Annotated in this window: 28 protein-coding genes and 2 pseudogenes; 21 read left to right on the plus strand and 9 right to left on the minus strand. The window is 72.7% G+C overall.

The window, feature by feature from the left end:
• Nucleotides 1-61: 61 nt before the first annotated feature.
• From hrcA to M8C13_RS17805, 8 genes and pseudogenes are all read left to right on the plus strand, one after another.
• Nucleotides 62-1096, plus strand: coding sequence for a heat-inducible transcriptional repressor HrcA (hrcA, locus tag M8C13_RS17770; RefSeq protein ID WP_252481738.1), 1035 nt, complete (start codon nt 62-64; stop codon nt 1094-1096).
• A 36-nt stretch (nt 1097-1132) separates the two neighbouring features.
• Complete coding sequence (gene dnaJ, locus M8C13_RS17775) at nt 1133-2299, plus strand: molecular chaperone DnaJ (RefSeq protein ID WP_252481739.1); 1167 nt, start codon at nt 1133-1135, stop codon at nt 2297-2299.
• Nucleotides 2299-3066, plus strand: a complete 768-nt coding sequence (locus M8C13_RS17780; protein ID WP_252481948.1) for a 16S rRNA (uracil(1498)-N(3))-methyltransferase — start codon at nt 2299-2301, stop codon at nt 3064-3066. Before dnaJ ends, M8C13_RS17780 begins: the two co-directional genes overlap by 1 nt.
• A gap of 452 nt (nt 3067-3518) precedes the next feature.
• Nucleotides 3519-4145 (plus strand): TetR/AcrR family transcriptional regulator, encoded by a 627-nt coding sequence (locus tag M8C13_RS17785; RefSeq protein ID WP_252481740.1) that lies wholly within the window; start codon nt 3519-3521, stop codon nt 4143-4145.
• Nucleotides 4146-4251: 106 nt separating this feature from the next.
• Nucleotides 4252-5289, plus strand: a complete 1038-nt coding sequence (locus M8C13_RS17790) for a PhoH family protein (RefSeq protein WP_252481741.1) — start codon at nt 4252-4254, stop codon at nt 5287-5289.
• Nucleotides 5286-5801 (plus strand): annotated as a pseudogene (gene ybeY, locus M8C13_RS17795) (rRNA maturation RNase YbeY); the annotation flags it as partial. The gene M8C13_RS17790 and the pseudogene ybeY, both read left to right, overlap by 4 nt.
• A gap of 112 nt (nt 5802-5913) precedes the next feature.
• Nucleotides 5914-7245, plus strand: a complete 1332-nt coding sequence (locus M8C13_RS17800; RefSeq protein WP_252481742.1) for a hemolysin family protein — start codon at nt 5914-5916, stop codon at nt 7243-7245.
• A complete protein-coding gene (locus tag M8C13_RS17805; protein ID WP_252481743.1) occupies nt 7238-7585 on the plus strand; it encodes a cytidine deaminase in 348 nt (115 codons plus the stop codon). The genes M8C13_RS17800 and M8C13_RS17805 overlap by 8 nt, the downstream gene beginning before the upstream one ends.
• 51 nt (nt 7586-7636) lie before the next feature.
• Here the strand turns inward: M8C13_RS17805 and M8C13_RS17810 are convergent, their stop codons facing one another.
• Nucleotides 7637-8611, minus strand: coding sequence for a GlxA family transcriptional regulator (locus tag M8C13_RS17810; RefSeq protein ID WP_252481744.1), 975 nt, complete (start codon nt 8609-8611; stop codon nt 7637-7639).
• Between M8C13_RS17810 and M8C13_RS17815 the strand changes: the two genes are divergently transcribed.
• From M8C13_RS17815 to M8C13_RS17845, 7 genes are read left to right on the plus strand one after another with little or no spacing between them, the layout of a single operon-like run.
• Entirely contained in the window at nt 8610-9968 is a 1359-nt protein-coding gene (locus M8C13_RS17815) for an MFS transporter (RefSeq protein WP_252481745.1), read from the plus strand. The genes M8C13_RS17810 and M8C13_RS17815 overlap by 2 nt on opposite strands.
• An 11-nt stretch (nt 9969-9979) precedes the next feature.
• Nucleotides 9980-10318 (plus strand): (2Fe-2S) ferredoxin domain-containing protein, encoded by a 339-nt coding sequence (locus tag M8C13_RS17820; protein WP_252481746.1) that lies wholly within the window; start codon nt 9980-9982, stop codon nt 10316-10318.
• 21 nt (nt 10319-10339) lie between these two features.
• Complete coding sequence (locus tag M8C13_RS17825) at nt 10340-10768, plus strand: hypothetical protein (protein WP_252481747.1); 429 nt, start codon at nt 10340-10342, stop codon at nt 10766-10768.
• Nucleotides 10752-11660 (plus strand): GTPase Era, encoded by a 909-nt coding sequence (era, locus tag M8C13_RS17830; protein ID WP_252481748.1) that lies wholly within the window; start codon nt 10752-10754, stop codon nt 11658-11660. Before M8C13_RS17825 ends, era begins: the two co-directional genes overlap by 17 nt.
• Nucleotides 11661-11691: 31 nt before the next feature.
• Nucleotides 11692-12453 (plus strand): DNA repair protein RecO, encoded by a 762-nt coding sequence (recO, locus tag M8C13_RS17835; RefSeq protein WP_252481749.1) that lies wholly within the window; start codon nt 11692-11694, stop codon nt 12451-12453.
• A 29-nt stretch (nt 12454-12482) separates the two neighbouring features.
• A complete protein-coding gene (locus tag M8C13_RS17840) occupies nt 12483-13340 on the plus strand; it encodes an isoprenyl transferase (protein ID WP_252481750.1) in 858 nt (285 codons plus the stop codon).
• Complete coding sequence (locus tag M8C13_RS17845) at nt 13337-13759, plus strand: YbjN domain-containing protein (protein WP_308202814.1); 423 nt, start codon at nt 13337-13339, stop codon at nt 13757-13759. Before M8C13_RS17840 ends, M8C13_RS17845 begins: the two co-directional genes overlap by 4 nt.
• A gap of 43 nt (nt 13760-13802) precedes the next feature.
• On the opposite strand, the gene mtnC is transcribed toward M8C13_RS17845, so the two are convergent.
• The 4 genes and pseudogenes from mtnC to mtnA form a co-directional block, all read right to left on the minus strand.
• On the minus strand, nt 13803-14495 hold the full coding sequence (mtnC, locus tag M8C13_RS17850; RefSeq protein ID WP_252481751.1) for an acireductone synthase: 693 nt from the start codon (nt 14493-14495) through the stop codon (nt 13803-13805).
• Nucleotides 14492-15070: an acireductone dioxygenase gene (locus M8C13_RS17855; protein ID WP_252481752.1), complete on the minus strand. Its 579-nt coding sequence runs from the start codon at nt 15068-15070 to the stop codon at nt 14492-14494. Before M8C13_RS17855 ends, mtnC begins: the two co-directional genes overlap by 4 nt.
• Entirely contained in the window at nt 15067-15684 is a 618-nt protein-coding gene (gene mtnB, locus M8C13_RS17860) for a methylthioribulose 1-phosphate dehydratase (RefSeq protein WP_252481753.1), read from the minus strand. The genes M8C13_RS17855 and mtnB overlap by 4 nt, the downstream gene beginning before the upstream one ends.
• Nucleotides 15685-16088: 404 nt before the next feature.
• Nucleotides 16089-17069, minus strand: a pseudogene (mtnA, locus tag M8C13_RS17865) (S-methyl-5-thioribose-1-phosphate isomerase); the annotation flags it as partial.
• A gap of 165 nt (nt 17070-17234) precedes the next feature.
• Here mtnA and M8C13_RS17870 point away from each other — a divergent pair.
• From M8C13_RS17870 to M8C13_RS17880, 3 genes are read left to right on the plus strand one after another with little or no spacing between them, the layout of a single operon-like run.
• Nucleotides 17235-18263, plus strand: coding sequence for a permease (locus M8C13_RS17870; RefSeq protein WP_374213088.1), 1029 nt, complete (start codon nt 17235-17237; stop codon nt 18261-18263).
• Nucleotides 18263-19048 (plus strand): TIGR03943 family protein, encoded by a 786-nt coding sequence (locus M8C13_RS17875; protein ID WP_252481755.1) that lies wholly within the window; start codon nt 18263-18265, stop codon nt 19046-19048. The genes M8C13_RS17870 and M8C13_RS17875 overlap by 1 nt, the downstream gene beginning before the upstream one ends.
• Before the next feature lie 17 nt (nt 19049-19065).
• Nucleotides 19066-20595 (plus strand): alpha/beta fold hydrolase, encoded by a 1530-nt coding sequence (locus tag M8C13_RS17880; RefSeq protein WP_252481756.1) that lies wholly within the window; start codon nt 19066-19068, stop codon nt 20593-20595.
• Between the two features lie 121 nt (nt 20596-20716).
• Here the strand turns inward: M8C13_RS17880 and M8C13_RS17885 are convergent, their stop codons facing one another.
• The 3 genes from M8C13_RS17885 to M8C13_RS17895 all read right to left on the minus strand — a co-directional run bounded on the left by M8C13_RS17885 (nt 20717) and on the right by M8C13_RS17895 (nt 21888).
• Nucleotides 20717-21133, minus strand: a complete 417-nt coding sequence (locus M8C13_RS17885; RefSeq protein ID WP_252481757.1) for a Fur family transcriptional regulator — start codon at nt 21131-21133, stop codon at nt 20717-20719.
• Nucleotides 21130-21474 (minus strand): metalloregulator ArsR/SmtB family transcription factor, encoded by a 345-nt coding sequence (locus tag M8C13_RS17890; RefSeq protein WP_246493137.1) that lies wholly within the window; start codon nt 21472-21474, stop codon nt 21130-21132. The genes M8C13_RS17885 and M8C13_RS17890 overlap by 4 nt, the downstream gene beginning before the upstream one ends.
• Before the next feature lie 141 nt (nt 21475-21615).
• Nucleotides 21616-21888: a DUF6703 family protein gene (locus M8C13_RS17895; protein ID WP_252481758.1), complete on the minus strand. Its 273-nt coding sequence runs from the start codon at nt 21886-21888 to the stop codon at nt 21616-21618.
• 59 nt (nt 21889-21947) lie between these two features.
• Between M8C13_RS17895 and M8C13_RS17900 the strand changes: the two genes are divergently transcribed.
• Nucleotides 21948-22331 carry an antibiotic biosynthesis monooxygenase family protein gene (locus M8C13_RS17900; protein ID WP_252481759.1) on the plus strand — a complete coding sequence of 128 codons (384 nt, stop codon included), beginning with the start codon at nt 21948-21950 and terminating at the stop codon, nt 22329-22331.
• Between the two features lie 340 nt (nt 22332-22671).
• Here M8C13_RS17900 and M8C13_RS17905 read toward each other — a convergent pair whose 3' ends face one another.
• Nucleotides 22672-23007 (minus strand): hypothetical protein, encoded by a 336-nt coding sequence (locus tag M8C13_RS17905; protein ID WP_252481760.1) that lies wholly within the window; start codon nt 23005-23007, stop codon nt 22672-22674.
• Nucleotides 23008-23199: 192 nt separating this feature from the next.
• On the opposite strand from M8C13_RS17905, the gene M8C13_RS17910 reads away from it, so the two are divergent.
• A complete protein-coding gene (locus tag M8C13_RS17910) occupies nt 23200-23433 on the plus strand; it encodes a hypothetical protein (protein WP_252481761.1) in 234 nt (77 codons plus the stop codon).
• Between the two features lie 318 nt (nt 23434-23751).
• On the plus strand, nt 23752-25191 hold the full coding sequence (locus tag M8C13_RS17915) for an FAD-binding protein (RefSeq protein ID WP_252481762.1): 1440 nt from the start codon (nt 23752-23754) through the stop codon (nt 25189-25191).
• Nucleotides 25192-25330 lie beyond the last annotated feature (139 nt).

Below are 25330 nucleotides of genomic sequence, written 5' to 3' on the forward strand. Positions count from 1 at the left end.
CTCACGCACGAGGCCCGGCGGACACGCCCTAGACTTGACTCGGACAAGGAGGTGACGCGCGGTGAACACAGGGTCGCCGGACGACCGCCGCTTCGAGGTGTTGCGGGCGATCGTCGCCGACTACGTCAACACCCAGGAGCCGGTCGGGTCCAAGGCGCTGGTCGACCGGCACAACCTCGGGGTGTCCAGCGCGACGGTGCGCAACGACATGGCGGTGCTGGAGGAGGACGGCTACATCACCCAGCCGCACACCAGCGCCGGCCGGGTGCCCACGGACAAGGGCTACCGGGTCTTCGTGGACCGGCTGACCGAGGTCAAGCCGCTGTCCACGGCCGAGCGCAGGGCGATCCAGGCGTTCCTGGACGGGGCGATGGACCTGGACGACGTGCTCCGGCGCAGCGTGCGGTTGCTGGCGCAGCTGACCAGGCAGGTGGCCGTGGTGCAGTACCCGACGCTGACCCGGTCCTCGGTCCGGCACATCGAGGTGGTGCCGATCACGCAGGCCAGGCTGATGCTGGTGACCATCACCGACACCGGCCGGGTCGAGCAGCGCATGGTCGACCTGGGCGATGTGATCAGCACCGAGGACGTGGCCAGGGTGCGCTCCGTGCTCAACTCCACCCTGGTCGGGCGCAGGCTCGCCGATGCCTCCGCGCGGGTGGCCGAGCTGCCGGAGTCGGCGCCGAGCGAGCTGCGCGACATCATGATCCGGGTGTGCACCGCGCTGATCGAGTCGCTGGTGGAGCATCCGGAGGAGCGGCTGCTGCTCGGCGGCACCGCGAACCTGACCCGCAACGTGGCCGACTTCCCCAACTCCCTGCGCAGCGTGCTGGAAGCCTTGGAGGAGCAGGTCGTCGTGCTCAAGCTGCTGCAGGCGGCGCACGACCAGTCGACGATCACGGTGCGGATCGGGGAGGAGAACGAGGCCGAGGAGATGCGCAGCACCTCCGTGGTCTCCATCGGCTACGGCTCCTCCGCGGGCACCGTGCTCGGCGGCATGGGTGTGGTGGGGCCGACAAGAATGGACTACCCGGGAACGATGGCGGCTGTCCGCGCCGTTGCCGCATATGTGGGAGACATCCTGGCCGGCCGCTGAGCGGCGGCTGGCTGAGGGAAGAAGGACTGGGAGACGGTGGCAAGGGACTACTACGGCACTCTCGGCGTGCGTTCGGACGCGTCGCAAGAGGAGATCAAGCGGGCGTACCGCAAGCTCGCCCGCGAGCTGCACCCGGACGTGAACCCGGAGGAGAGTGCCCAGCAGCGTTTCCGTGAGGTGACCGCGGTCTACGAGGTGCTCTCCGACCCGGAGAAGCGCAAGATCGTCGACCTCGGCGGTGACCCGCTCTCGCCCGGTGGCGGCGGGGGTGGCGGACGCGGCGGCATGGGCGACCCGTTCGCCGGGTTCGGCCTCGGCGACATCATGGACGCCTTCTTCGGCGGCGGCCCGGCCAGCCGGGGCCCGCGCAGCCGGACCCAGCCCGGCTCGGACGCGCTGATCCGGCTGGAGGCCACCCTGGAGGAGTGCGCCAGCGGCATCACCCGCGAGCTGACCGTGGACACCGCGATCCTGTGCGACCTGTGCGAGGGCGCCGGTTGCGCCAAGGGCAGCTCGCCGATCCGCTGCGACACCTGTGGCGGGCGCGGCGAGGTGCAGTCCGTGCAGCGCTCCTTCCTCGGCCAGGTGGTCACCGCCCGGCCGTGCCCGGTCTGCCGCGGCTTCGGCGAGGTCATCCCCGACCCCTGCCAGCAGTGCGCGGGCGAGGGCAGGGTGCGCTCGCGGCGCACCATCAACGTCAAGATCCCGCCGGGTGTGGCCGACGGCATGCGGGTCCGGCTGGCCAGCCAGGGCGAGGTCGGCCCCGGCGGCGGACCGGCCGGTGACCTCTACGTCGAGGTCGAGGAGCTGCCGCACGACACCTTCACCCGCGAGGGCACCGAGCTGCACTGCACGATCCGGGTGCCGATGACCGCGGCCGCACTGGGCGCGACCATCCCGATGCAGACCCTGGACGGCGTGGAGGAGCTGCCGCTGGACCCGGGCACCCAGCCGGACACCGAGCTGCTGCTGCCCGGCAAGGGCATGCCCCGGCTGCGCTCCTCCGGCCGGGTGGACGGGCGCGGCGACCTGCACGTGCACGTCGAGGTCGTGGTGCCGACCAAGCTGGACGAGGAACAGACCGCGCTGCTGCGCCAGCTCGCCGAGCTGCGCGGCGAGGAGGCCTCCGAGCTGGCCACCAACGCCAACGGGCGCGGCGGCGGCCTGTTCTCCAGGCTGCGGCACTCCTTCGGCCAGCGTTGATCCACGGCGACGCGGTCTTCCACGTCGACGAGCTCCCTAGCGGGGACTCAGCGCGGCTGGACGGACCGGAGGGCAGACACGCGGCCACGGTGCGCCGGATGCGCGTCGGGGAGCACCTGGTGCTCTCCGACGGCGCCGGCGGCCTGGCCCGGTGCGCGGTGACCGAGGTCGGCAAGGACTTCCTCGGTCTTGAGGTGCTGGCGCGCCGGCTCGAACCCGCGCCCAGCCCCCGGGTCACCCTGGTGCAGGCGCTGGTCAAGGGCGATCGCGGGGAGCTGGCGGTCGAGCTGGCCACCGAGGCCGGGGTGGACGCGGTGCACCCGTGGCGCGCGGCCCGCTGTGTGGCCCGCTGGGAGGACGGACCGCGCGGGGCCAAGGCACTGGCCCGGTGGCGCTCCACGGCCCTCCAGGCGGCCAAACAGGCCCGCCGGGCCTGGGTCCCCGAGGTCGGCGAGCCGCTCGGCACCGGACAGCTCACCCAGCTGGTCAAGGACAGCGCGCGCACGTTGGTGCTGCACGAGGCCGCCGAGGTGGGCTTGGCCGAGGTCGAGCTGCCTGCCGAGGGGGAGCTGCTGATCGTGGTCGGCCCGGAGGGCGGGATCACGGAGAGCGAGATCGCGCGACTCACTGAATCGGGAGCGGTCCCAGTGCGGCTGGGGCACACCGTGCTGCGCGCCTCCACCGCCGCGGCGGTCGCGCTGGGTGCGCTGGGTGTGCTGACCGGTCGCTGGGCAGCTGGTGGCGGCAGTGGCGAAAGTGCTCGTTAGCAACCACTTCCGCGCAGTTCTGCTACCTCGGCCACGGGAAATGGCGACCGGCCCAGCGATCGATCGCCAAACGGCAGCTTTCGCGCGCCGAGCGGCGTGATCCATTCGGTCGAGGTGTAGCGCGAGGGGCCGGAGAGGAGCTACGCTCTGTCGCCGACGGGCAAGAAAGTTCTGGGGCAGCCTTCGTCGGCCCACCTCAGAGCACTTGCCGGAAACTGGCCTCGGGTGACGGGCACCCGAAGGATCGCCGGACACCTCCCCCCTCGGTCCGGCGCGGTGGCGTCGCGAGGGTGTGACCCCCAGGCTCCGTCGCGACGCAACCACCCCCATCACCCACCCTGTGGTAAGTCCGGGGTTGTGGCTTGGCAGGCTCTGTGTCGAGGTTCGTATCCACTCTGCCGGTGGAATCGCGCTGGAGAATTTTTATAACACGCCTGTGCTAGAAAAGTACAGTGCCCAAACTCGTCGACCACGAGGCCCGCCGCCGGGAGCTGGCCCAGGCCGTGTGGCGGGTCGTCCAGCGCGACGGCGTGGAACGCGCCTCGGTGCGCGCGGTGGCCGCGGAGTCCGGCTGGTCGGCAGGCGCGCTGCGGCACTACTTCCCGACCCAGGACGCGCTGCTGCACTTCGCGATGGACCTGGCCGCGGAGAAGTTCACCGAACGGGCCCGCGCCGCCGACGAGCACGGCCGCCTGCCGCAGGACCACTCCGCGCCGTGGCGGGTGCGCAACCTGATGCGCACGCTGCTGCCGCTGGACGCCGACAGCAAGGTCTCCGCCGAGGTCTGGATGGCCTTCGTCAGCCGCGCCAGGGTCGACCCGGTGCTGCGCGCCGCGGGCCGCAAGGGCGATGAGGAGGTCGCCTACTGGCTGCTGGACCGGCTGCGCGAGGCCAGGGCCGAGGGCATCCTGCGGCCGGGCGCCGACCCCGAACGCGAGGCGCTGCGGCTGCTCGCGCTCACCGACGGCCTGGTCCTGCACGGCCTGATCGCCCCGGAGGCGATGTCGCCGGAGCTGATGTCGCAGCTGCTGGACGACCACATCCAGGAGCTGTTCCCGGGCAGCGACCTGAGCACCTGAGCGGCCAAGGGCCTATTGCGGTGGGGTTCGTCAGGGGCTGGCGTTAGCATCAATCCCGACAGAGACCCATCAACGCAAGCACCGCAGAAAGCAGGCCCGAGGCCACGTGGCCGGTACCGCACCTGGTGAAGCGACCCAGCCCGGGTCGAAGATCTCCCTGCCCGACTCCGCAGTCCTGGCGCTGCTCGGCTCCCGCGACGAGAACCTGCGTCTGCTGGAGGAGCTGCTCACCGCCGACGTGCACGTGCGGGGCAACGAACTCACGCTGACCGGCGATCCGGCCGACGTCGCCTTCGCCGGACGCGTCTTCGCCGAGCTCGTCACCCTGGCGGGCAAGGGCCAGCCGGTCGGGCAGGACGCGGTGCGGCGCACGGTGGCCATGCTCGACGCCGGCACCGCCGAGTCCCCCGCCGAGGTGCTCAGCCTCAACATCATCTCCCGGCGCGGGCGGACCATCCGGCCCAAGACGCTGAACCAGAAGCGCTACGTGGACGCCATCGACGCGAACACCGTGGTCTTCGGCATCGGCCCGGCGGGCACCGGCAAGACCTACCTGGCCATGGCCAAGGCCGTGCAGGCGTTGCAGGCCAAGCAGGTCAGCCGGATCATCCTGACCAGGCCGGCGGTCGAGGCGGGGGAGCGGCTGGGCTACCTGCCGGGCACCCTCTACGACAAGATCGACCCGTACCTGCGGCCGCTCTACGACGCGCTGCACGACATGGTCGACCCGGAGTCGATCCCGCGGCTGACCCAGGCCGGCACGATCGAGGTGGCGCCGCTGGCCTACATGCGCGGCCGCACCCTCAACGACGCCTTCATCATCCTGGACGAGGCGCAGAACACCACGCCCGAGCAGATGAAGATGTTCCTCACCCGGCTCGGCTTCGGCTCCAAGATCGTGGTCACCGGCGACATCACCCAGGTCGACCTGCCCGGCGGGCAGCGCAGCGGCCTGAAGGTGGTCCGGGAGATCCTCGACGGTGTGGACGACGTGCACTTCTCGATCCTGACCAGCCAGGACGTGGTCCGGCACCGGCTGGTCGGGGAGATCGTGGACGCCTACGACCGCTGGCAGGTCGTGCAGGACAACGCGGACAACGGCGCCGCGGCGCAGCGTGCCCACACCCGAAAGGCAAGGCGTTGAGCATCGAGATCGCCAACGAGTCCGGGGTCGGGGTCGAGGAGACCTCGATCGTCGACGCGGCGAGGTTCGCGCTGGACCGCATGGGCGTGAGCCCGCTGGCCGAGCTGTCCGTGCTGCTGGTCGAGCTGGACGTGATGTCCGACCTGCACGAGCGGTGGATGGACCTGCCGGGCCCCACCGACGTGATGGCCTTCCCGATGGACGAGCTGGACTCCGCCCGCCGCCCCGACGCGGCCGGGGTCGGTCCCGCGCTGCTCGGCGACATCGTGCTCTGCCCGGCCTTCGCCAAGGACCAGGCGCGCAAGGCGGGGCACAGCCTCACCGACGAGCTGCACCTGCTCACCGTGCACGGCGTGCTGCACCTGCTCGGCTACGACCACGCCGAGCCGGAGGAGGAGCGGGAGATGTTCTCCCTGCAGAACCGCATCCTCGCCGACTTCCGCACCGCGCGGGCGCAGGAGCAGCAGCGCGCCGCCGATGACAAGGTGCTCGGCGCGGTCGGCCTGCACGACGCGGCCACCGAGGCCGGGGCACCGGTGGCAGGGGAACCGGCGACCGGGGCGCCCGCCGCGGAGCCGGAGCGGCGCGCGGACGCCGACCCCGCGGGCTGAGGCGGCGACGGCGATGTCCGACCCCGTGACGCTGGTCGTCATCGCGGTCCTGCTGGTGCTCGCCGCCGGGGTCTTCGGCGCCGCCGACGCGGCGCTGGGCACGGTCTCCAGGGCCAGGGTGGACGCGCTGGTCCGGCAGGGCAGGGCAGGGGCCCGCCAGCTCGCGCTGGTGGTGGCCGACCGGCCCCGGCACATCAACCTGCTGCTGTTGCTGCGACTGGGCTGCGAGCTGGCCGCCACCGTGCTGGTCACCTTCGCCTGCCTGTTCTGGATCGACACCGCCTGGCTGGCCGCGCTGGTGGCCATGCTGAGCATGCTGGTGACCAGCTACGTGCTGGTCGGCGTCGGCCCGCGCACCATCGGCCGCCAGCACCCCTACGGCGTCGGCGTCCTGGTCGCCGGGCCGGTGCGCGCGCTGGTCACCGTGCTCGGGCCGCTGGCCAGGCTGCTGATCCTGATCGGTAACGCGATCACCCCCGGCCGCGGTTTCCGGGAGGGCCCGTTCTCCTCCGAGGTCGAGCTGCGCGAGCTGGTCGACCTGGCCCAGGAACGCGGCGTGGTGGCCGCGGGCGAGCGCGAGATGATCCACTCGGTGTTCGAGCTGCGCGCCACCATCGCCCGCGAGGTCATGGTGCCGCGCACCGAGATCGTCTGGATCGAGCAGGACAAGTCGGTCCGGCAGGCCCTCGCGCTGTGCCTGCGCACCGGGTTCTCCCGCATCCCGGTGATCGGGGAGAGCGTGGACGACGTGGTCGGCGTGGTGAACCTCAAGGACCTGGTGCGCTCCTCGGTGGAGGGCGCGGCCGAGGCCGACCGCACGGTCGGGGTGCGCGAGCTGATGCGCCCGGCCAGCTTCGTGCCCGACTCCAAGCGGCTGGCCGAGCTGCTCAAGGAGATGCAGCTCTCCCGCAACCACCTGGCCATCGCGGTGGACGAGTACGGCGGCACCGCCGGGCTGCTCACCATCGAGGACATCATCGAGGAGATCGTCGGCGAGATCACCGACGAGCACGACGCGGACGAGCGCCCGCCGATCGAGGTGCTCGGCGACGGCACCCCCGCGGTCCGGGTGGTCTCCCGGCTGCCGGTGGAGGACCTTGGCGCCTACTTCGGCGTCGAGCTGGACGACTCCGAGGTGGAGACCGTGGGCGGCCTGCTGGCCCAGCGGCTGGGCCGGGTCCCGCTGCCGGGCGCGGAGGCCGAGATCGAGGGCCTGCGGCTGCGTGCCGAGGGCGGCAAGGACAACCGCGGCCGGATGCGGATCACCACCGTGCTGGTGTCCCCGGTCAGCACACTCACCCCGGCCGCCCCGGCCGAAGCCGACGGAAAGGACTCCCGTGCCTGAGCTCGACCCTGCCGCACTCGACCCGGAAGACAGCAAGCTGGTCGTGCTGGCCCGCGCCTCCCGCGCCCGCACCGGCGCCGCCGAGGGCGCCGCGGTCCGCGACACCGACGGCCGCACCTACGCCGCCACCACGGTCGCCCTGCCCTCGCTGAAGCTGACCGCCCTGCAGGCCGCGGTCGCCGCCGCGGTGTCCAGCGGGGCGGAGGGCCTGGAGGCGGCGGCGGTGGTCACGGCGGCGGCCGAGGCCGACGAGGCGTCCCGGTCCGCCCTGCGCGACCTGGCCCCGAAGGCCCCGCTGCACGTGGCGGGCGCCGACGGCGAGGTGCACACCACGCACTGAGCCGCGGACGACCGCGGCGAGCAGCCCGGCGGCGGGAGCTGAAAAACCCGCTCAGCCGGTGCGGCGGAAGGTGCGCCGGTAGCTGCTGGGCGCGGTGCCGAGCTGGGCCCGCAGGTGGGACCGGAGTGAGGCCGCGGTGCCAAAACCGGCCTGGGCGGCGATCCGGTCCACCGCCAGGTCGGTCTCCTCCAGCAGCCGCCTGGCCAGCTCCACCCGCTGCCGGACCAGCCACTGCCCTGGGCTCAGGCCGGTCTCCTCGCGGAAGCGGCGGGTGAAGGTGCGCACGCTCATCCGCGCCCGCGCGGCCAGCTCGCGCAGGTCCAGCGGGCGTTCCAGGTTGCCCAGCATCCACTCGCGGACCTCGGTGGTGCCCGAGTCCGGCTCCACCGGCAGCGGGCGCTCGATGAACTGGGCCTGCCCGCCGTCCCGCCAGGGCGCGACCACGCAGCGCCGGGCGCTGCGGTTGGCCACCCCGCTGCCGTGGTCCAGGCGCACCACGTGCAGGCACAGGTCAAGGCCCGCGGCCACGCCCGCCGAGGTGAGCAGCTGGCCGTCGTCGACGAAGAGCACCTCCGGCCGCAGGTCCACCTCGGGGAACAGCCGCCGGAACCGCTTGACCCAGCGCCAGTGCGTGGCCGCCGGCCGGCCGTCCAGCAGTCCGGCCGCGGCCAGCGCGAAGGACCCGGTGCAGATGGACAGCACCCGCTTCCCGGCCGCCAGCGCGGCCTGGAACGCCTCGCCGACGCCCGCCGGCAGCACCCCGTCGGTCACGATCGGGCCGTCGTGCACGCCGGTGGCCACCACCGTGTCCGCCCACTCGAAGGCCTCCAGGCCGTGCTCGGGCAGCACCTGGTACCCGGCCGCGGCCCGCACCGGCCCGCCGTGCGGGGTGCACACGCGCACCTGGTAGAGCGGCTCGCCTCGGTCACCGCGGGCGGCGGTGCCGAAGACCTGGGGCGGCACGCCGAGGTCGACCCCGGCGGCGTGGTCGAAGGTCAGCACGGCGACCCGGTGCGGACGGTCCATGGCCCGATCCTTGCACATGTTGGCCTTCGGGCCACTCGTCCGCGGCGGCCCGCGCACCGAGGCTGGCTCGGTGACCCAGACTCAGCTCACCCGTCCCCGCCTGCACCGGGCCTGGGTGGTCGCCGCCGTGGCCTTCGTCGCGCTGGTCGGCGCCGCCGGTTTCCGCGCCACCCCCGGCGTGCTGATCAACCCCCTGCAACAGGAGTTCGGCTGGCCGCTGGGCACCCTCTCGCTGGCCGTCTCGATCAACCTGCTGCTCTTCGGCCTGACCTCCCCGTTCGCCGCGGCCCTGATGGAGCGCTTCGGCGTGCGCAGGGTGGTGGCCTGCGCGCTGGCGCTGGTCGCCGCGGGCAGCGGGCTGACCGTGTTCATGACCGCCTCCTGGCAGCTGGTGCTGCTGTGGGGCGTGCTGGTCGGACTGGGCACCGGGTCGATGGCACTGGCCTTCGTGGCCACCATCACCACCCGCTGGTTCGTCAAGCAGCGCGGCGTCGTCACCGGCGTGCTCACCGCGGGCAGCGCGGCCGGTCAGCTGGTGTTCCTGCCGTTGCAGGCGCTGCTGGTGGAGCAGTACGGCTGGCGCTGGGCCGCGCTGGCGGTCGCCCTGGGCGCGCTCGCGGTGGTGCCGCTGGTGCTGGGGCTGCTGCGGGACCACCCGGCCGAGCTCGGCCTGACCGCCTACGGCGCCACCGGCGCACCCGAGCTGCCGCCAAGGCCGGCCGGCGGCGCGGCCAAGCGCGCCCTGTCCGTGCTGGCCACCGCCGCGCGCACCAAGGCCTTCTGGTTCCTGGCCATCGGCTTCGCGATCTGCGGCATGAGCACCAACGGCCTGGTCGGCACGCACTTCATCCCGGCCGCGCACGACCACGGCATGCCCACCACCACCGCGGCCGGACTGCTCGCCCTGGTCGGCGTCTTCGACATCGCCGGCACCGTGCTCTCCGGCTGGCTGACCGACCGGGTCGACTCCCGGCTGCTGCTCGGCGCCTACTACCTGCTGCGCGGGGTGTCGCTGTTCGTCCTGCCCAGCCTGTTCGACGCCAGCGCCGGGCCCAGCATGCTGGTCTTCATCATCTTCTACGGCCTGGACTGGGTGGCCACCGTGCCGCCCACGGTCGCGCTCTGCCGGGAGCACTTCGGCCAGGACGGACCGGTGGTCTTCGGCTGGGTCTTCGCCGCGCACCAGGTCGGCGCGGCCATCGCGGCCACCGGCGCGGGCCTGCTGCGCGAGCACCTGGGCAACTACACCGCCTCCTGGTACCTGGCCGCCGGACTGTGCATGATCGCGGCGGTGGCGTCCATGATGATCACCACGTTGCGCGCCAAGCGCTCGGTCCCGGCGCCGGTTGCCCCGTAGCGTGAACGCCTGTGCGCCTGACCGTGTGCCGTGACTGCTGCTGCGGGACCACCCGCAAGCACCCCGAGCTCGACCACGACGAGCAGCTGCGCAGGCTGCGCGAGATCGCCGAGGAGCACGGGGCCAGGGTGACCGTCTCGGACTGCCTCGACGTGTGCGCGCAGTCCAACGTGGTCGTGGTGCAGCGACCCGGCGGCGGCAAACCGGTCTGGCTCGGGTTTGTGCTCGGCGAGGCGGTGCTCGGCGACCTGGCCAAGTGGCTGGCCGCCGGCGGGCCGGGCCGGGCGCCGCTGCCGGAGACCCTGGAGCTGCACCGGATCAGCCCGCCGGTCCGGGAGGGCTCCCGGTAGTCCTGCCCTACAACAGGCGGCATGCCGAAACAGCTGCGCGTCGCGCGAGTAGTGATCATCATCCAGGCCGTGCTGAACCTGGCCCTCGGCGGGCTCGCGCTCGTCCTGCTGTCCCAGGAGAGCGAACGCGCGTGGGAAAGGGGGAACCTGGGCGTGCAGGCCCTGCTGCTGGTGGTCTCGCTGCTGGCGATGGTGCTGCTGCTGGTGTGCGTGACGCGGTTCGGCCACCGCGAGCCCTGGGTGCGCTTCACCGCGCTGGGGGTGGAGTGGGTGGTGGTGGCGGGCGCGCTGCTCAACATCGTCGGCGGGCTGATGATGGGCGAGCTGCTGCCGCAGGCGGTGATCCCGTTGGTCTTCGCGGCGCTCGTGCTGCAGGCCCTGCTCAGGCCGGAGTCCAGGGAGTGGTTCACCGGGGAGCTGCGAGAATGGTCGGGTGACCAGCGTCAGTGACACCCACCGCTCCGGCTTCGCCTGCTTCGTCGGCAGGCCGAACGCAGGCAAGTCCACCCTCACCAACGCACTGGTCGGCACCAAGGTCGCCATCACCTCCAGCCGCCCGCAGACCACCCGGCACACCATCCGCGGCGTGGTGCACCGGCCGGACGCGCAGCTGGTCATCGTGGACACCCCCGGCCTGCACCGGCCGCGCACCCTGCTCGGCCAGCGGCTCAACGACCTGGTCCGGGAGACCTGGTCGGAGGTCGACGTGGTCGGCCTGTGCGTGCCTGCCGACCAGCCGGTCGGCCCGGGTGACAAGTTCATCGCGGCCGAGCTGAAGAAGATCTCCAAGAACACCCCGGTGATCGGCGTCATCACCAAGACCGACCTGGTGAGCCAGGAGGTGGTGGCCCAGCAGCTGCTCGCGTTGCAGGAGATCATGGAGTTCACCGACCTGATCCCGGTCTCCGCGGTGGACGGCTTCCAGGTCGAGACGCTGACCCAGCTGCTCGTGGACCGGCTGCCGCGCGGCCCGCAGCTCTACCCCGACGGTGAGCTGACCGACGAGCCGGAGGCCACCCTGGTCGCCGAGCTGATCCGGGAGGCCGCCCTGGAGGGCGTGCGGGACGAGCTGCCGCACTCCATCGCGGTCACCGTGGAGGAGATGGTGCCGCACCCCGGCCGCACCGACATGATCGATGTGCACGCCGTGGTCTACCTGGAGCGGGACAGCCAGAAGGGGATCATGATCGGGCACAAGGGGGCCCGGCTCAAGCAGGTCGGCTCGACCGCGCGCAAGCACATCGAGAGCCTGCTCGGCACCAAGGTCTACCTGGACCTGCACGTCAAGATCGCCAAGGACTGGCAGCGGGACCCCAAGCAGCTGCGCCGCCTCGGGTTCTGAGCCTGTCGTCCCGGCATGGGACGATGACCGGGTGAGTCTCTACCGCGACACCGGCGTGGTGCTGCGGGTGCAGAAGCTGGGCGAGGCGGACCGCATCGTCACGTTGCTGTCCCGGCGGCACGGCAAGGTGCGCGCGGTGGCCAAGGGCGTGCGGCGAATGACCTCCCGCTTCGGCGCCAGGGTGGAGCCGTTCTGCCACGTCGACGTGCAGCTCTACACCGGCCGCACGCTGGATGTGATCACCCAGGTGCAGACCCTGGACGCCTTCGGTGCCGGGATCGTCGGCGACTACCCGCGCTACACCGCCGCCTGCGCGGTGCTGGAGACCGCCGACCGGCTCACCGCCGAGGAGAACGCGCCCGCGCTGCGGCTGTATATGCTGGTCGTGGGCGCCTTGCGGGCCCTGGCTGACAACAGTCGGGAGGCGCCGCTGGTGCTGGACGCCTTCCTGCTCAGGGCCATGGGCTACGCCGGGTGGGCGCCCGCGCTCAGCGAGTGCGCCCGGTGCGGGGAGCCCGGCCCGCACCAGTCCTTCAGCGTGCAGGCCGGTGGCGCGGTCTGCCACCGGTGCCGCCCGCCGGGCTCGACCAAGCCGACCCAGGAGACCCTGGGGCTGCTGGAGGCGCTGCTGCACGGTGACTGGCCGGTCGCCGAGCAGGCCAGCCACTCCGCGCGGCGGGAGGGCAGTGGCCTGGTGGCCGCGCACCTGCAGTGGCATCTGGAGCGCCAGCTGCGTTCGCTACCGTTGGTGGAACGCAAGCGCTCGGCAGTGGTGCCCGAGCCGCAGGCCTAGTTGTTCTCACGATGAGGAGGAAGCCGACGATGCTGCGACGGCGGGGTGGACGCGCTGACAAGAGCGTCCGGCCACCGGATCCGCATCCCTCCGGCGCGCGCCCGCCGGCGATCCCCGCCGACCTGGTGCCCCAGCACATCGCCGTGGTGATGGACGGCAACGGCCGCTGGGCCAAGGAGCGCGGGCTGCCGCGCACCGAGGGGCACAAGCGGGGCGAGGCGGTCGTGGTCGAGGTGGTCAAGGGCGCGATCGAGCTGGGTGTGAAATGGCTCTCGCTGTACACCTTCTCCACCGAGAACTGGAAGCGCACCCCGGATGAGGTGCGGTTCCTGATGGGCTTCAGCCGGGACGTGATCCGGGACCGCACCGACGAGCTGGACGAGCTCGGGGTGAACATCCGCTGGGCGGGCCGCAGGCCGAAGCTGTGGCGCAGCGTGATCAAGGAGCTGGAGGTCGCGCAGGAGCGCACCAAGGACAACTCCGTGATCAACTTGGCCATGTGCCTGAACTACGGCGGCCGCGCCGAGATCGCCGACGCCACCCGCGAGATCGCCCGGCTGGCCGCCGCCGGGAAGATCAACCCGGACAAGGTCGACGAGAAGATGCTCAGCAGGCACATGTACCAGCCGGAGATGCCGGACGTGGACCTGTTCATCCGCCCCAGCGGCGAGATGCGCACCAGCAACTTCCTGCCCTGGCAGTCCGCCTACGCCGAGATGGTGTTCCAGGACATCCTGTGGCCGGACTTCGACCGCACACACCTGTGGCGGGCCTGCGAGGAGTACGCGATGCGTGACCGCCGCTACGGTGGGGCCCTGCCCAACCCGGTGCCGGACAGCCCGGCCGGGATCGTCGGCATCGAGCCCGTGACCGGAGGCACCCGGTGACCGAGGCGCTGACCACCGCGACCCTGCTGACCGCAGCACGGGAAGCGCTGGAGATGTTCCACGACGTGCACGTCGACGACGACGGCGCGCTGACCTTCCGGCACGGCGAGGTGCCGTGCGCGGTGCAGGCCATGCAGCTGTCGGAGGGCCTGACCGTGCTCAGCCTCACCTGCGTGGTCGCCTGGGACCTGCCCGACGACGAGAAGCTGGCCGCCTCGGCCGCCGAACGCGCTGGTCAGGGCCTGTTCGGCACGCTGGGCGTGATCCGCACCGGCACCGGCATGGACGTCACCCTGCGCTACGCCTTCCCGGCCGAGGGCATGGGCGCGGCCCCGCTGAGCACGCTGCTGATGCTGGTGGTCTCCACCGCCTCCCAACTGCGCGCCGAGCTGCTGGAAGCGGCGGGCCAGACCGAGTGACCAGCGGTGTTCCGCGCCCTGCGCGCAGGGCGCGGAACACCGGTCAGCTCAACTCCAGCTCGCCGAACTCGGCGATCCAGCGGTGTGCGCCCGCCGGGCCGTGCGCCTCGCCGGGCCGCCGCACGCCGACCGCCTGCCAGCCCGCCTCGACCGCCGCGTCCAGCTCGGCGGCCACGTCGGAGAGGAACAGCGTCTCCGCCGCGGGCACGCCCAGCGCCGCGCTGATCCGCCGGTAGGACTCCGCCTCGCGCTTGGGGCCGGCGGTGGCCAGGTCGAAGTGGCCGCTGAGGTAGCCGGAGAGGTCGCCGTGGTCGCTGTGGGCGAACCAGTCCCGCTGCGCGGCCACCGACCCGGAGGAGTAGACGTGCAGCCCGATGCCCGCGCCGTGCCAGGCCTTGAGCGCGACCGGCACGTCCGGGTAGACCTGTCCGCGCAGGTCACCGGCCAGGAACCCGCTGTGCCAGATCAGGCCCTGGAGCTGCTTGAGCGGTTTGGCCTTGACGTCGGCGTCGATCCAGCCGACCAGCGTCGCCACCACCCGGCCTTCGTCCGCCCCGGGTTCGCCCAGCTCGGCGCGCACCCCGTCGAGGACCTCGGTCGCCGCCGGGGCGCCCCGGTGCTCGGCCAGCCAGTCCGCCACCCTGGCCCTGGCGTAGGGGAAGAGCTGTTCGTGCACGGCGGCCAGCGGACTCGTGGTGCCCTCGATGTCCAGGACCACCGCCTGCGGCTTGCTCACGCGGGCTCCGCCACCAGCTCGTCCAGCCGCGGGAACTTGGCCGCGATCGGGTCGCCGGTGAAGTCGCCGACCCAGCCGTCCTCCTCCTCGAAGAACCGGATCGCCACGAAGTCCGGGGTCGGGCCCATGTCGAACCAGTGCGTGGTCCCGGCCGGCACCGAGAGCAGGTCGCCGGCCTCGCACACCACCGCGTACACCCGCTGGTTCAGGTGCAGGTAGAAGCAGCCCTGACCGGCGACGAAGAAGCGCACCTCGTTCTCACTGTGCCGGTGCTCGTCCAGGAAGGTGCCGCGGGCCTTGGCCGCGCGCTCGGGGTAGGTCTCGTCCTCGGGGTCGGGGCGCAGCGCGGCCACGTCCACCAGCCGGAACCCGCCCTTGGCCTTGAGGCCGGCCACCTCCTCGGCGTAGGCGGCCAGCACGGCGTCCTGACCGGCCTTGGCGGGCAGCTCCCTGGTCGCCCAGTTCTCGTACTCCACGCCCAGCTCGGCCAGCGTGGCGCGGATCTTCTCGGCGTCCCTGGTGCGCAGCTCGACGGTGGTGGGCTCGTCTTCCGGCATGACCTGCAAGAGCGTCATGAGAACGCACGTCCTTTCAACAGCAGCAGCAACTGGCAGATCGACTCCACGCACTCCATGCGGTTGCGGGCCTGCGCGTAGTCCGCTCCCCAGGTGGTGAGGCCATGATGTTCGATCAGCACCACCGGCGGCGCGTCCGGGTGCTCGATCAGGTAGCGCTCCACCTCGGCGGCGATCCTCGGCACGTCGGCGTGGTTGGGGAACACCGGCACCGTGGTCGCGCTGGGATCGCGCAACCCGAGTCCCTTCAACAGCTCGAAGCCTTGGATGTCCACTGTGGACAGTTGGCTGCGGTGGCCTTCGAGGGTGGCCACCGCGGTGGCGTACGGGGAGTGCGTGTGCACCACGGCCTCGGCCTTGGTGGCCCGGTAGATCGCGGTGTGGATGGTGGTCTCCGCCGAGGGCCTCGGCGCGTCCGGGGAGACCGCGGCCGAGGTGTCCACCGAGACCAGCACGGTGTCGGACTCGGTCAGCGCGCCCTTGTCCCGGCCGCTGGCGGTGATGAGCGCGGTCTCCGGCGAGACCCGCACCGAGATGTTGCCCGCGGTGCCGGGCAGCCAGCCCCGCTGGTACAGCTCCCGGGAGGCCGCGACCAGGGTCGCGCCCGCGCTCACGAGGCCACCTCGGCCAGCGCGATCACCTTGTGCGGGGCCAGCTTCTCCGGATCGGTGCCCTGCTCCACCACCAGCACGCCGAACCCGGCCACCGTGCCGCCGCTGCCCCAGACCAGCTCGGCTGCGTCGCCGAGCCGGTCGCCGAGCACCTCGTCCACCACCAGCACCCTGGTGCCGGGCGCCACCGGGTTGCCCGGCAGCACCAGCGGCACCTCGGCGTGCCTGGCCAGCGCGGCGCCCAGCAGCAGCCCGCCGGAGGCCAGGCCGAGCACCGCGTCGAAGGAACCGCGGAACTCCTCGGCCAGCGCGCCGGCGGCCGCGCCGAACAGGGCGGGGTCGGTGTAGACCCCGGACAGGTCGAGGCCCTCGCCGATGGCTGAGGCCAGCCGCCCGGCCAGCGCCGCGCCGTGGTTGGGCCGCCACACCCGCCGCTCGGTGACCACCGCGCTGACCAGCTCGGCCGGGGTGACGTCGAAGGCCGGGTTGAACACCGCGACCCCGGCCGGGGCCACCGGCGTGCCACCGAAGGCGGTGACCTCCTCGGCGGCCCGCTCCTCGACCACGATCTGCGAGCCGTGCGCCAGCGTCTCGTCCACGGTCGACTCCGGCGCGACCACGATGAACGGGATCCGGTGCCGGGCCGCGGACACCGCCAGCCCGTAGGTGCCGATCTTGTTGGCCACGTCGCCGCGCGCGGTGATCCGGTCCGCGCCCACCAGCACCACGTCCACCTGGCCCAGCGACATGGCCGCGGCGGCGGCCGAGTCGACCAGCAGCCGGTGCGGGATGCCCTGCTCGGCCAGCTCCCACGCGGTCAGCCGGGCGCCCTGCAACAGCGGCCTGGTCTCATCGACCAGCACCTCCTCGACCCGTCCGCGCCCGGCCAGGTCGCTGATCGCGCCCAGCGCGGTGCCCCAGGCCGCGGTGGCCAGCCTGCCGGTGTTGCAGTGCGTGAGCACCCGCAGCGGCCGGTCCGGGGTGAGCGAGAGCACCAGGTCCGCGGCCTGCCGGGCGGCGGTCCGGTTGGTCGCCTCGTCCTCGGCCAGCATGGCCAGCGCCTCGGCCAGCACCGCCTGCTTGCCCTCGGGCAGCCGCTCCAGCGCCCGCCGCACGCCCCAGGCCAGGTTCACCGCGGTCGGCCTGGCCTGCGCCAGCCGCTCCGCGTCGGCCCGGACCACCTCGTGGTCGGTGTGCAGGTGCGCGGACAGCGCCACGCCGAACGCCCCGGCCAGGCCGATCGCGGGCGCTCCGCGCACGGCCAGCGTGGCGATCGCCTCGATCACCTCCTCGACCGTGGCCAGCCGCAACCACCGCAGGTCATGCGGCAGCACCCGCTGGTCGATGGCCACCACCACGCCGTCGTCCCAGCCGAGTGTGTAGGTCATGCGCCACCCCTTCGTCGCCGTGGTCAGGCTCGACCCCCCACGGTATTCACCCGCGCCAGACCCCAGGGAGCCCGTCCCAGCCCCTGGGCCCTGACCGGAGCAGCGGACTAGCCCGATCGGCCCGCTCTCGGGAACCGTTATCGATTCGCCCAGTCGCATGGCAGCATGGCTCCCGTGAGCACCGCTGCGACCGAGACGGCCGAGCCCACCGGGCACAAGCCACGGGGCCGGGGGATCACCTCGCTGGAAGTCCTCTGCGTGGTCCTGCTGCTGGCCATCCTCTTCCAGGGGCAGATCGCCTCCATGCTGACCGACGAGCGGATCCGCACCGCCTCCACGGTGTTCATCTCCGTGTGCATCCAGGCCATGCCGTTCCTGGTGCTCGGCGTGCTGATCAGCGGCGCGATCGCCGCGTTCGTCTCACCGGAGCGGCTGCGCAAGCTGCTGCCCGGCAACCAGGCGGTCGCGGTGCCGGTGGCCGGGCTGGCCGGGCTGGCGCTGCCGGGCTGCGAGTGCAGCGCGGTGCCGGTGTCCGGGCGGCTGATGCAGCAGGGCGTGCGGCCCGCGGTCGCGCTGACCTTCCTGCTGGCCGCGCCCGCGGTGAACCCGATCGTGCTCGGCTCCACCGCGGTCGCCTTCCAGGGCGAGCCGCTGATGGTGGTGGCCCGCTTCGCCGGATCGCTGGCCACCGCGGTGGTGATGGGCTGGCTGTGGGTGCGCTTCGGCAAGACCGAGTGGATCGCCGAGCGCGCGCTGCGCCGCTACGAGCGCCCGGCCGGGGTCTCCCGCTGGGGCGTCTTCGCCGAGACCGCCCGGCACGACCTGGTCGAGGCAGGCGGGTTCCTGGTGATCGGCGGCATCATCGCCGCGGTGCTCAAGGTGACCGCGAGCGACTTCTTCAGCTCGCTGTCCGGCCAGATCGTGCTGGGCGTGCTGGTGATGGCGGTGGCCGCGGTGGTCATGGCGCTGTGCAGCGAGGCCGACGCGCTGGTCGCGGCCAGCATGTCCGCGCTGCCGCTGCTGCCCAGGCTGGTGTTCCTGGTGGTCGGGCCCGCGGTGGACGTCAAGCTGATCGCGCTGCAGGCTGGCACCTTCGGGCGCAAGTTCGTGCTGCGGTTCGCGCCGCTGACCTTCCTGGTGGCGATCCTGTGCGGGGTCGGCGCCTTCCTGCTCGTCTTCGGTGAGGTGCGCTGATGCGACGTGAGACGCAGAACGTCCTGCTGGTGCTGCTCGGCGGCGCGCTGCTCAAGATCGCGCTCAACGGCCAGTACCTGCGCTACGTCAAGCCCTCGTTCCTGCCGTTCCTGATCGCCGCCGCGGTGGTCATGCTCGGCCTGGCCTTCACCGCCATCGCCCAGGACATCATCCGGATGCGGAACAACTCCAAGCCGCTGCCCGCCCCGGTCTGCGCCGAGGCGGCCGCCGCCCAGCCCGGTCACGACCACGACCACGAGCACGAGCACGGCAAGTCCCGCAGCCCCTGGTTCCTGCTGCTGCCGGTGCTGACCATCTTCCTGATCGCCCCGCCCGCGCTGGGCGCGGCCTCGGTGAACCCGAACGACTCCCGGACCATCACCGAACCCAGCAAGCGCAACGGCAGCGCCAACTTCGAGGCCCTGCCCGGCGGCCAGGTGATCCCGATGAAGATGACCGACTTCCTCACCAGGGTGGTCTGGGACGACTCGGGCACGCTCAATGGCCGCGACGTCCGGCTGACCGGCTTCATGTACCGGGACAAGGGCGTGAACTACCTGGTGCGCATGGTGATCGGCTGCTGCGCGGCCGACGCCCAGCCGATGAAGGTCCGGCTGGACGGCCCCCGGGTGCCGGAGCTGAAGGAGATCCCGGCCGACTCCTGGCTGGAGCTGACCGGCCGGGTGCAGCCGGGCACGGCCACCGAGGCCAACGCCTACACCCCGACGTTCGACGTGAGCGAGATCAAGCCGATCCCCGCCCCCGCCGAACAGTACGAATCCTGACCTGAGAGGACCCCTGCATGCGGGTGAACCCGCGCCGCGCGGTGGCGATCGCCGCCGTGCTTACCCTGACCGCCGTGGCCGCCCCCGCCGCCACGGCCACTCCCGCCACGGCCGCCACCGCGCTGCCCGGCGGCGTGCCCGGCGTGACCGTGCCCAGCCTGGACTGGCGGGACTGCGGCACCGGCGACGGCTTCCAGTGCGCCACCGCCCAGGTGCCGCTGGACTACCGCGACCTGGCCAAGGGCACCCTGGCCCTCGCCCTGTCCCGCCGCCCGGCTGGCAAGCCGGACCAGCGGATCGGGTCGCTGCTGGTCAACCCCGGCGGGCCGGGCGGCTCCGGCGTGGGCTTCGCCAGGTCGGTGGTGACCGAGCTGCCCGCCGAGGTGGCCGAGCGCTTCGACGTGGTCGGCTTCGACCCGCGCGGCGTGGGCCAGAGCTCCGCGCTGGCCTGCCTGGACGCCGAGCAGACCCGCGCGGCCTTCGCCGAGATGCCCGCCACCCGCGGTCGCGGCGACTTCGAGCGCGGCCAGCGTTTCGCCGCCGAGTTCAACGCGGGCTGCCAGGCGCGCAGCGGGGCGCTGCTGCCGTACGTGGGCACCGAGTACGTGGCCCGCGACATCGACGTGCTGCGCGCCGCGCTGGGTGACGCCAAGCTCAACTACTACGGCGTCTCCTTCGGCACCTACATCGGCACCGTCTACGCCAACCTGTTCCCGAAGAACTTCCGGGTGCTGGCCCTGGACGGCGGCTACGACCCGGAGGCCTACGCCAACGACCCGTACCGCTACGACCTCGGCCAGTTCCTGGCCACCGAGGCCGCCTTCGAGCGCTTCCTGAGCTGGTGCGCCACCAGCGAGAAGTGCCCCTTCGGCACGGGCAATCCGGGCAAGGCCTTCGACCAGCTGGTCGCCGACCTGGACCGCGAGCCGGTCAAGGACGCCGACGGCAAGGTCATCGCCAACGGCGCCAGCCTGGCCTACCGGATGATCTTCGCGCTCAACGGCGGCCGCCCCAGCTGGCCGGCCCTGGCCGCCCAGCTGACCGAGGCCCAGTCCCGCACTGGCCGCCTGCTCCGCCCGATCAGCACGAACGCCCCGTTCTTCGCCGCCAACACCGCGGTGGAATGCGCCGACCGGGTCTACCCGAAGAGCAAGGTCCAGCTGCGCGCCCGCCTGGCCGTCGCCGCCGCGCTCACCCCGCACCTGGGCCCGGTCGCCGCCTACGGCAGCCCCGGCTACGACCACTCGCACGCCGCCGCCTGTCAGCAGTGGTCAGCCAAGCAGGCCAGCCGCTACGCGGGTCCCTGGTCGGCGAAGGGCTCGGCCCCGATCCTGGTCATCGGCACCACCGGCGACCCGGACACCCCGTACCAGGACTCGGTGGTGCTGGCCAAGACGCTGGACAACGCCCGGCTGCTGACCTTCGTCGGCGAGGGCCACAGCGGCCTGAGCAACAGTGTCTGCGCCCGCCAGGCGACCGCGGACTACCTGGTGGACAAGGAACTCCCGGCCCGCGGCGCCCGCTGCCAGGACGACCCGCCCGCGTAGCTCACGCCGGTTGTGCCGGGGTGCTCGCGCCCCGGCACAACCGAGCCGCTGATTTCTTCTCCGGCCGCGCTGACCCGGTCCGGTCGCGCTGGCCCGGCTGCGCTGGCCCCTGCGCTCCCGCTCAGGCCGCGGTGCAGTCGGCGCAGGTGCCGAAGATCTCCACGGTGTGGCTGACCTCGGAGAACCCGTGCTCAGCCGCCACCCGCTCGGTCCACTTCTCCACATCCGGCCCCTCCACCTCCACGGTGCGGCCGCAACGGCGGCACACCAGGTGGTGATGGTGGTGCTGGGAGCAGCGCCGGTAGATCGCCTCACCGGAGTCGGTGCGCAGCACGTCCAGCTCGCCGACCTCGGCCAGGCTCTGCAGGGTGCGGTAGACCGTGGTCAGCCCGATGCCCTCGCCGCGCCGCCGCAACTCCTCGTGGATCTCCTGGGCGGAGCGGAACTCATCCACCTGGTCCAGCAGCTTCGAGACCGCGGCGCGCTGCTTGGTCGAACGCAGTCCGGGCACCGAGGCCGGTCGTTCGCTCACTGTCACTGGCCCTCCTCCACGTGCGCGACCGCGTCGACCACGATGTGCGACAGGTGCTCGTCCACCAGCCGGTACACGACCTCCCGGCCGTGCCGCTCCCCGCGCACCACGCCGGCCGACTTGAGCACCCGCAGGTGCTGGCTGATCAGCGGCTGGGCCACCCCCAGCGCGTCCACCAGCTCGTGCACACAGCGCTCCGAGGCCCGCAGCTGGAGCACGATGGCGATCCGCACCGGCGCGGCCAGCGCCCGCAGCAGGTCACCGGCCATGGCCAGCACGTCCCCCGAGCGTTGCGGGGCGGGTGGCACCGGCGCACGGTCGGGAGAGTGCACGTGGTCATCGGCCAGCGGCGCGATCTCCCTGTTCACGATGTGCGCTCCTCTCACCACCCGGCGCCGGGGCAGGCAACTGCGTGCCCGTGAACGACCGAGGCTACCCGTCATCCTAGGCAACTCGGTTACCGATCAGTTCGACACACCTCGATGGACCTAACGGAACAGCGAGAAGAGCACACCCACCAGGATGCCCAGCACCACGATCCGCACCACCCGCTCCGGGGCGGACAACCGCGACCAGGTGCTGACCACCATGGCCAGCACGAACAACGCCAGCCCCCCGACCAGCACCGCCCCCACCGACCCACCGACGACGACCCCCGCGGCGAACACGGCCGCCACCACCAGGAACGCCACCACGGGCGGCACCGACTTCAGCGGCCCGTCACCGGGCACCCGGCTCGGCTGAGACCCAGACTCGCGCACCGTCCCTTCCTACACCCAGCCGGGCAGCGCCCGGCGCGCGGCATCTAGGGTCCTCATCCGTGCTGCTCGTCTGCCGGTTCGCCGTGCCCGAGGCCGAGGTCGAGGACTTCCTGGCCAGGGCCAAACACGCCCTGGAACTGCTCACCAAGGGCCCGCACTGCCGCCGCGGCCGCCTGGCCAGGTCCACCGACGAAGCCGACCGCTGGGTCCTGCTGGCCGAGTTCGACTCGGTCCCCGCCTACCGCAAAGCCTTGTCCCCCTTCGAGGTCCGCGAACACGTCATCCCACTGCTGTCCCAGGCCCTCGCGGACGAACCCGCCGCCTACGAGGAGTTGTGGGACGCCACCAACGGCACCGCCAACCGCCACGACAGCCTGGTGGCCAAGGACGCGGGCACGGTCCGCCTCGGCGAAGCAGGCGGCCCGGCCACTCCCCGCCACTAGCGAGCCTGGGGCCGCGCGGCGGTCACGCGCGCGCCCCGTCGGCACCAGCGCTTTCCGGTGGTGCCGACGGGGCGGCCGCGGGGCTGGTTGGGTGGCGAGGCTGGCACAGTCGCGGGGCTGGCCCGGTCGCGGGGCTGGCCCGGTCGCGGGACTGGTCCAGTCGCGGGACTGGTCCAGTCGTGAGGCTGGCCTGGCCGCGCCGCCGCCCGGTCGCGCTGCTGGCCCGGCTTCGAGGCTGGCCTCGTCGCGCTGCTGGGTCAGCTGCGGGGCTGGTTTGGCCGCGGGGCTGGTTTGGCCGCAGGGCTGAACCGGTCGCGAGGCTGGACCAGCCGGGCTGCTGTCAGGCCGCGTGGTCGCAGGTGGCGCAGGTGCAGTCCGCGCAGGTGCAGTTGGCGCACGCGTCCGAACACCCCGCGCAGTCGCAGCGGGCGTGGTTGCAGGTCGCGCAGGAGCAGTCGGCGCACTGGCACAGCGCGCAGGAGTCGGCGCAGTTCGCGCACTCGCACTTGGCGCACTCGTCGTAGTGCACCCCGTCCGCGGTCTGGTGTTCCCGGTGCACGTGCCCGTCGTGCAGGTAGTCCACGTGGTCGCCGTGCACCACCGCGTCGTGCCCGCAGCCGGGGCCGTGGGTGTGGCGGTGCGTTTCGGCCGGACGGTGCTCAATGGTGCTGGTCATGGTCTGCCTCCCACTGGATCGTCGAACCACCGCATACTCATATGCGCACCTGTGCATTGCTCGCCCAATGGTCATCTCTGCCCTGAAAGGGTGAACTTGCTCCTTTCTTCACAAGCCCTTCCTCAGCCCTGAACACCTCTGGCACAGTGCTGACCACACCTCTGATGGGTGATTCTCACGGGGAGAGCCCGCATGCTCGTTCGACCGCCCAGACCAGGGACCCGCCCGGTCGCCCGCCACGCCACGGCCACCGCCGTGCCAGCCACTGCCGCGGCGCTCAGCATCGACCCAGTGCTCAGCTCCGACCCAGCGCGCAGCACCGTCGCCGCGCTCGCCACCGGCCCGCTCGCCATCGCTGTCGCGCGGCCGTTCGCCACTCCGGTCCTCGCCAGAGGCTCCCGCGCCACCGGCGCCCGCGAGGACTGACCCAGACGTGGTCGGGGACGGATCCCGCGCCGGGCTCGTCCCCGACCCACCCCACCGAAGCGCAGGCGGCCACCCCGGCGCCGGCCACGGACACCGAGCCTGCCGACGGGGAGAAGTCGCGGCCTTCCCGCAGGCGACTCGTGATCGGTGCGGTCGTGCTCACGGCAGCCGCCGTGGGCACGACCGTCGCCGCCGGGTGCCGGCGGCTGCCGCGAGAATCGCATCGTGGTGGCCGGACCCGCGTCGCCACTGGCACACCCCGACTGAGCCGGCAGCCACCGGCCGGAAAGCCGAGACGCCATGAGCGTGGACCAATCCGTGACGGCGGTCCTATCCGACCCGCCCGCGGCCCCTGCCTGGCTGGCCGAGCTGGCGCAGCGCGCCGCGCGCTGGTCCGGCCAGCTCGTCGTCGACCCGGCCGCGCGCGAGGCCGTGGCCACCGACTCGGGCAACCTCGACCACCGCCGCCCGGCCGCGGTGTACCGCGCCAACTCCGCCGAGGACGTGGCGGAACTGTTGCGGCACACCGGTCCGCGGAGCATTCCGGTCGCGGTCCGCGGTGCGGGCCACTGCCTGTCCGGGCACACCCTGACCGACGGCGTGGTGCTCACCCTCACCGGCGGCCTCGCCCGGGTCGGCGCGGTCGACGCCGAGGGCCTCATCCAGACCGGCGCCGGGGCCACGCTCGCCGAGCTGGACGCCGCCGCCTTCGCCGCGGACCGCCGCCCGGCCTCGGGCCTGCCCGACTACCACGGGCTGACCGTCGGCGGTGTGCTCGCCGTCGGCGGCATCTCCGCCTGGTGGCGCGAGGGCACCCTGGCCGACCGGGTACGCCGCATCCGGGTGGTCACCGGCCGCGGCGAGATCCTGCTCGCCTCGGCCACCGAGCACCGCGAGCTGTTCGAGGCCGCGCTGGCCGGACTCGGCGCCGTGGGCGTGATCACCGAGGCCTGGATCGAGCTGGCCCCGGCCCAGCCCCGCGTGCAGCTGGACCTGCTGGACTACGCCGACCCCGCGACCGCCTTCGCCGCCATGGACGACCTCATGGACCGCGAGGCCGCCGACGAGGTCTACCTGTGGGTCCAGCGGCCCGGCACCGGCGGCAGGCCGGAGGCGACCTTCCAGGTGCACGCCTACCAGCACACCGACCGCCGCGAGCCGCGGCTGCTGCCGGTCGAACCCGAACCCGAGCACCGCCTGACGCAGCTGGTGACCTATCCCGAACGCAGCCGGATGATCACCGAGATGTTCGACAGCTTCCGCACCTCACTCTCCTGGGACGAGACCACCAAGCTCTGGGACGACGTGCTCCTGCCCGGCCCGCACGCCGAGCACTACCTGACCCGCAGGGTCGCCGCGTTCACCGCGGCCGACTGGGCCACCGACATTCCGCAGTTCGTGCTCGCCTTCCCGCACCGCAGGGCCGCCTTCACCCGGCCCGCGTTCGCCGTGCCGGCCGGGGACAGCGACCGGATCGTGCTGGTCGACACCCTCCGCGACCGGGGCAGGCCCGGCACCGACCCGGCCTGGACCGCCACCGTGCGGGGCAGCAGGCGGGCCGCGCACGAGCAGGCCCGCGCCGACGGGGGAGTGGCCTACCCGATCTGGGGCTGCTGGGACGGGGCCTGGCCGCACCCGGTGCGGCTCGGCGCGCACTGGCGGGAGTTCGCCGAGACGGTCGCCAGGTACAGCCCGCACCTGCACCTCAACCCGGGCACCGGACTGCCCGCGGCGATCCGGGCCGAGCTGGGGCGCTGACCCGGACTTCGCTGTCACGGGCGGACTTCTCGCCCCCGGGGGCACGGCTGAGCGAGGGCGGCGGCGTGCTCTGCCGGCCGGTGAAGGAACGCGGTTGTGGCGGGGGTGGGGGCGGTCGCTACCCTTGCAGCCTCCCGCT

It is taken from the genome of Crossiella sp. SN42 (assembly GCF_023897065.1).
In the GTDB taxonomy this organism is placed as follows: Bacteria; Actinomycetota; Actinomycetes; order Mycobacteriales; family Pseudonocardiaceae; genus Crossiella.

What these genes read in the sequence shown, in the direction of transcription:
- M8C13_RS17840 (WP_252481750.1), top strand. Translation starts at nt 12,483, where the DNA reads ATGCTGCGACGGCGGGGTGGACGCGCTGACAAGAGCGTCCGGCCACCG.
- M8C13_RS17825 (WP_252481747.1), top strand. Translation starts at nt 10,340, where the DNA reads ATGCCGAAACAGCTGCGCGTCGCGCGAGTAGTGATCATCATCCAGGCC.
- M8C13_RS17875 (WP_252481755.1), top strand. Translation starts at nt 18,263, where the DNA reads ATGCGACGTGAGACGCAGAACGTCCTGCTGGTGCTGCTCGGCGGCGCG.
- M8C13_RS17800 (WP_252481742.1), top strand. Translation starts at nt 5,914, where the DNA reads ATGTCCGACCCCGTGACGCTGGTCGTCATCGCGGTCCTGCTGGTGCTC.
- M8C13_RS17815 (WP_252481745.1), top strand. Translation starts at nt 8,610, where the DNA reads ATGGCCCGATCCTTGCACATGTTGGCCTTCGGGCCACTCGTCCGCGGC.
- M8C13_RS17810 (WP_252481744.1), bottom strand. Translation starts at nt 8,611, where the DNA reads ATGGACCGTCCGCACCGGGTCGCCGTGCTGACCTTCGACCACGCCGCC.
- M8C13_RS17870 (WP_374213088.1), top strand. Translation starts at nt 17,235, where the DNA reads ATGGCTCCCGTGAGCACCGCTGCGACCGAGACGGCCGAGCCCACCGGG.
- M8C13_RS17910 (WP_252481761.1), top strand. Translation starts at nt 23,200, where the DNA reads ATGCTCGTTCGACCGCCCAGACCAGGGACCCGCCCGGTCGCCCGCCAC.
- M8C13_RS17880 (WP_252481756.1), top strand. Translation starts at nt 19,066, where the DNA reads ATGCGGGTGAACCCGCGCCGCGCGGTGGCGATCGCCGCCGTGCTTACC.
- M8C13_RS17855 (WP_252481752.1), bottom strand. Translation starts at nt 15,070, where the DNA reads ATGACGCTCTTGCAGGTCATGCCGGAAGACGAGCCCACCACCGTCGAG.
- M8C13_RS17905 (WP_252481760.1), bottom strand. Translation starts at nt 23,007, where the DNA reads ATGACCAGCACCATTGAGCACCGTCCGGCCGAAACGCACCGCCACACC.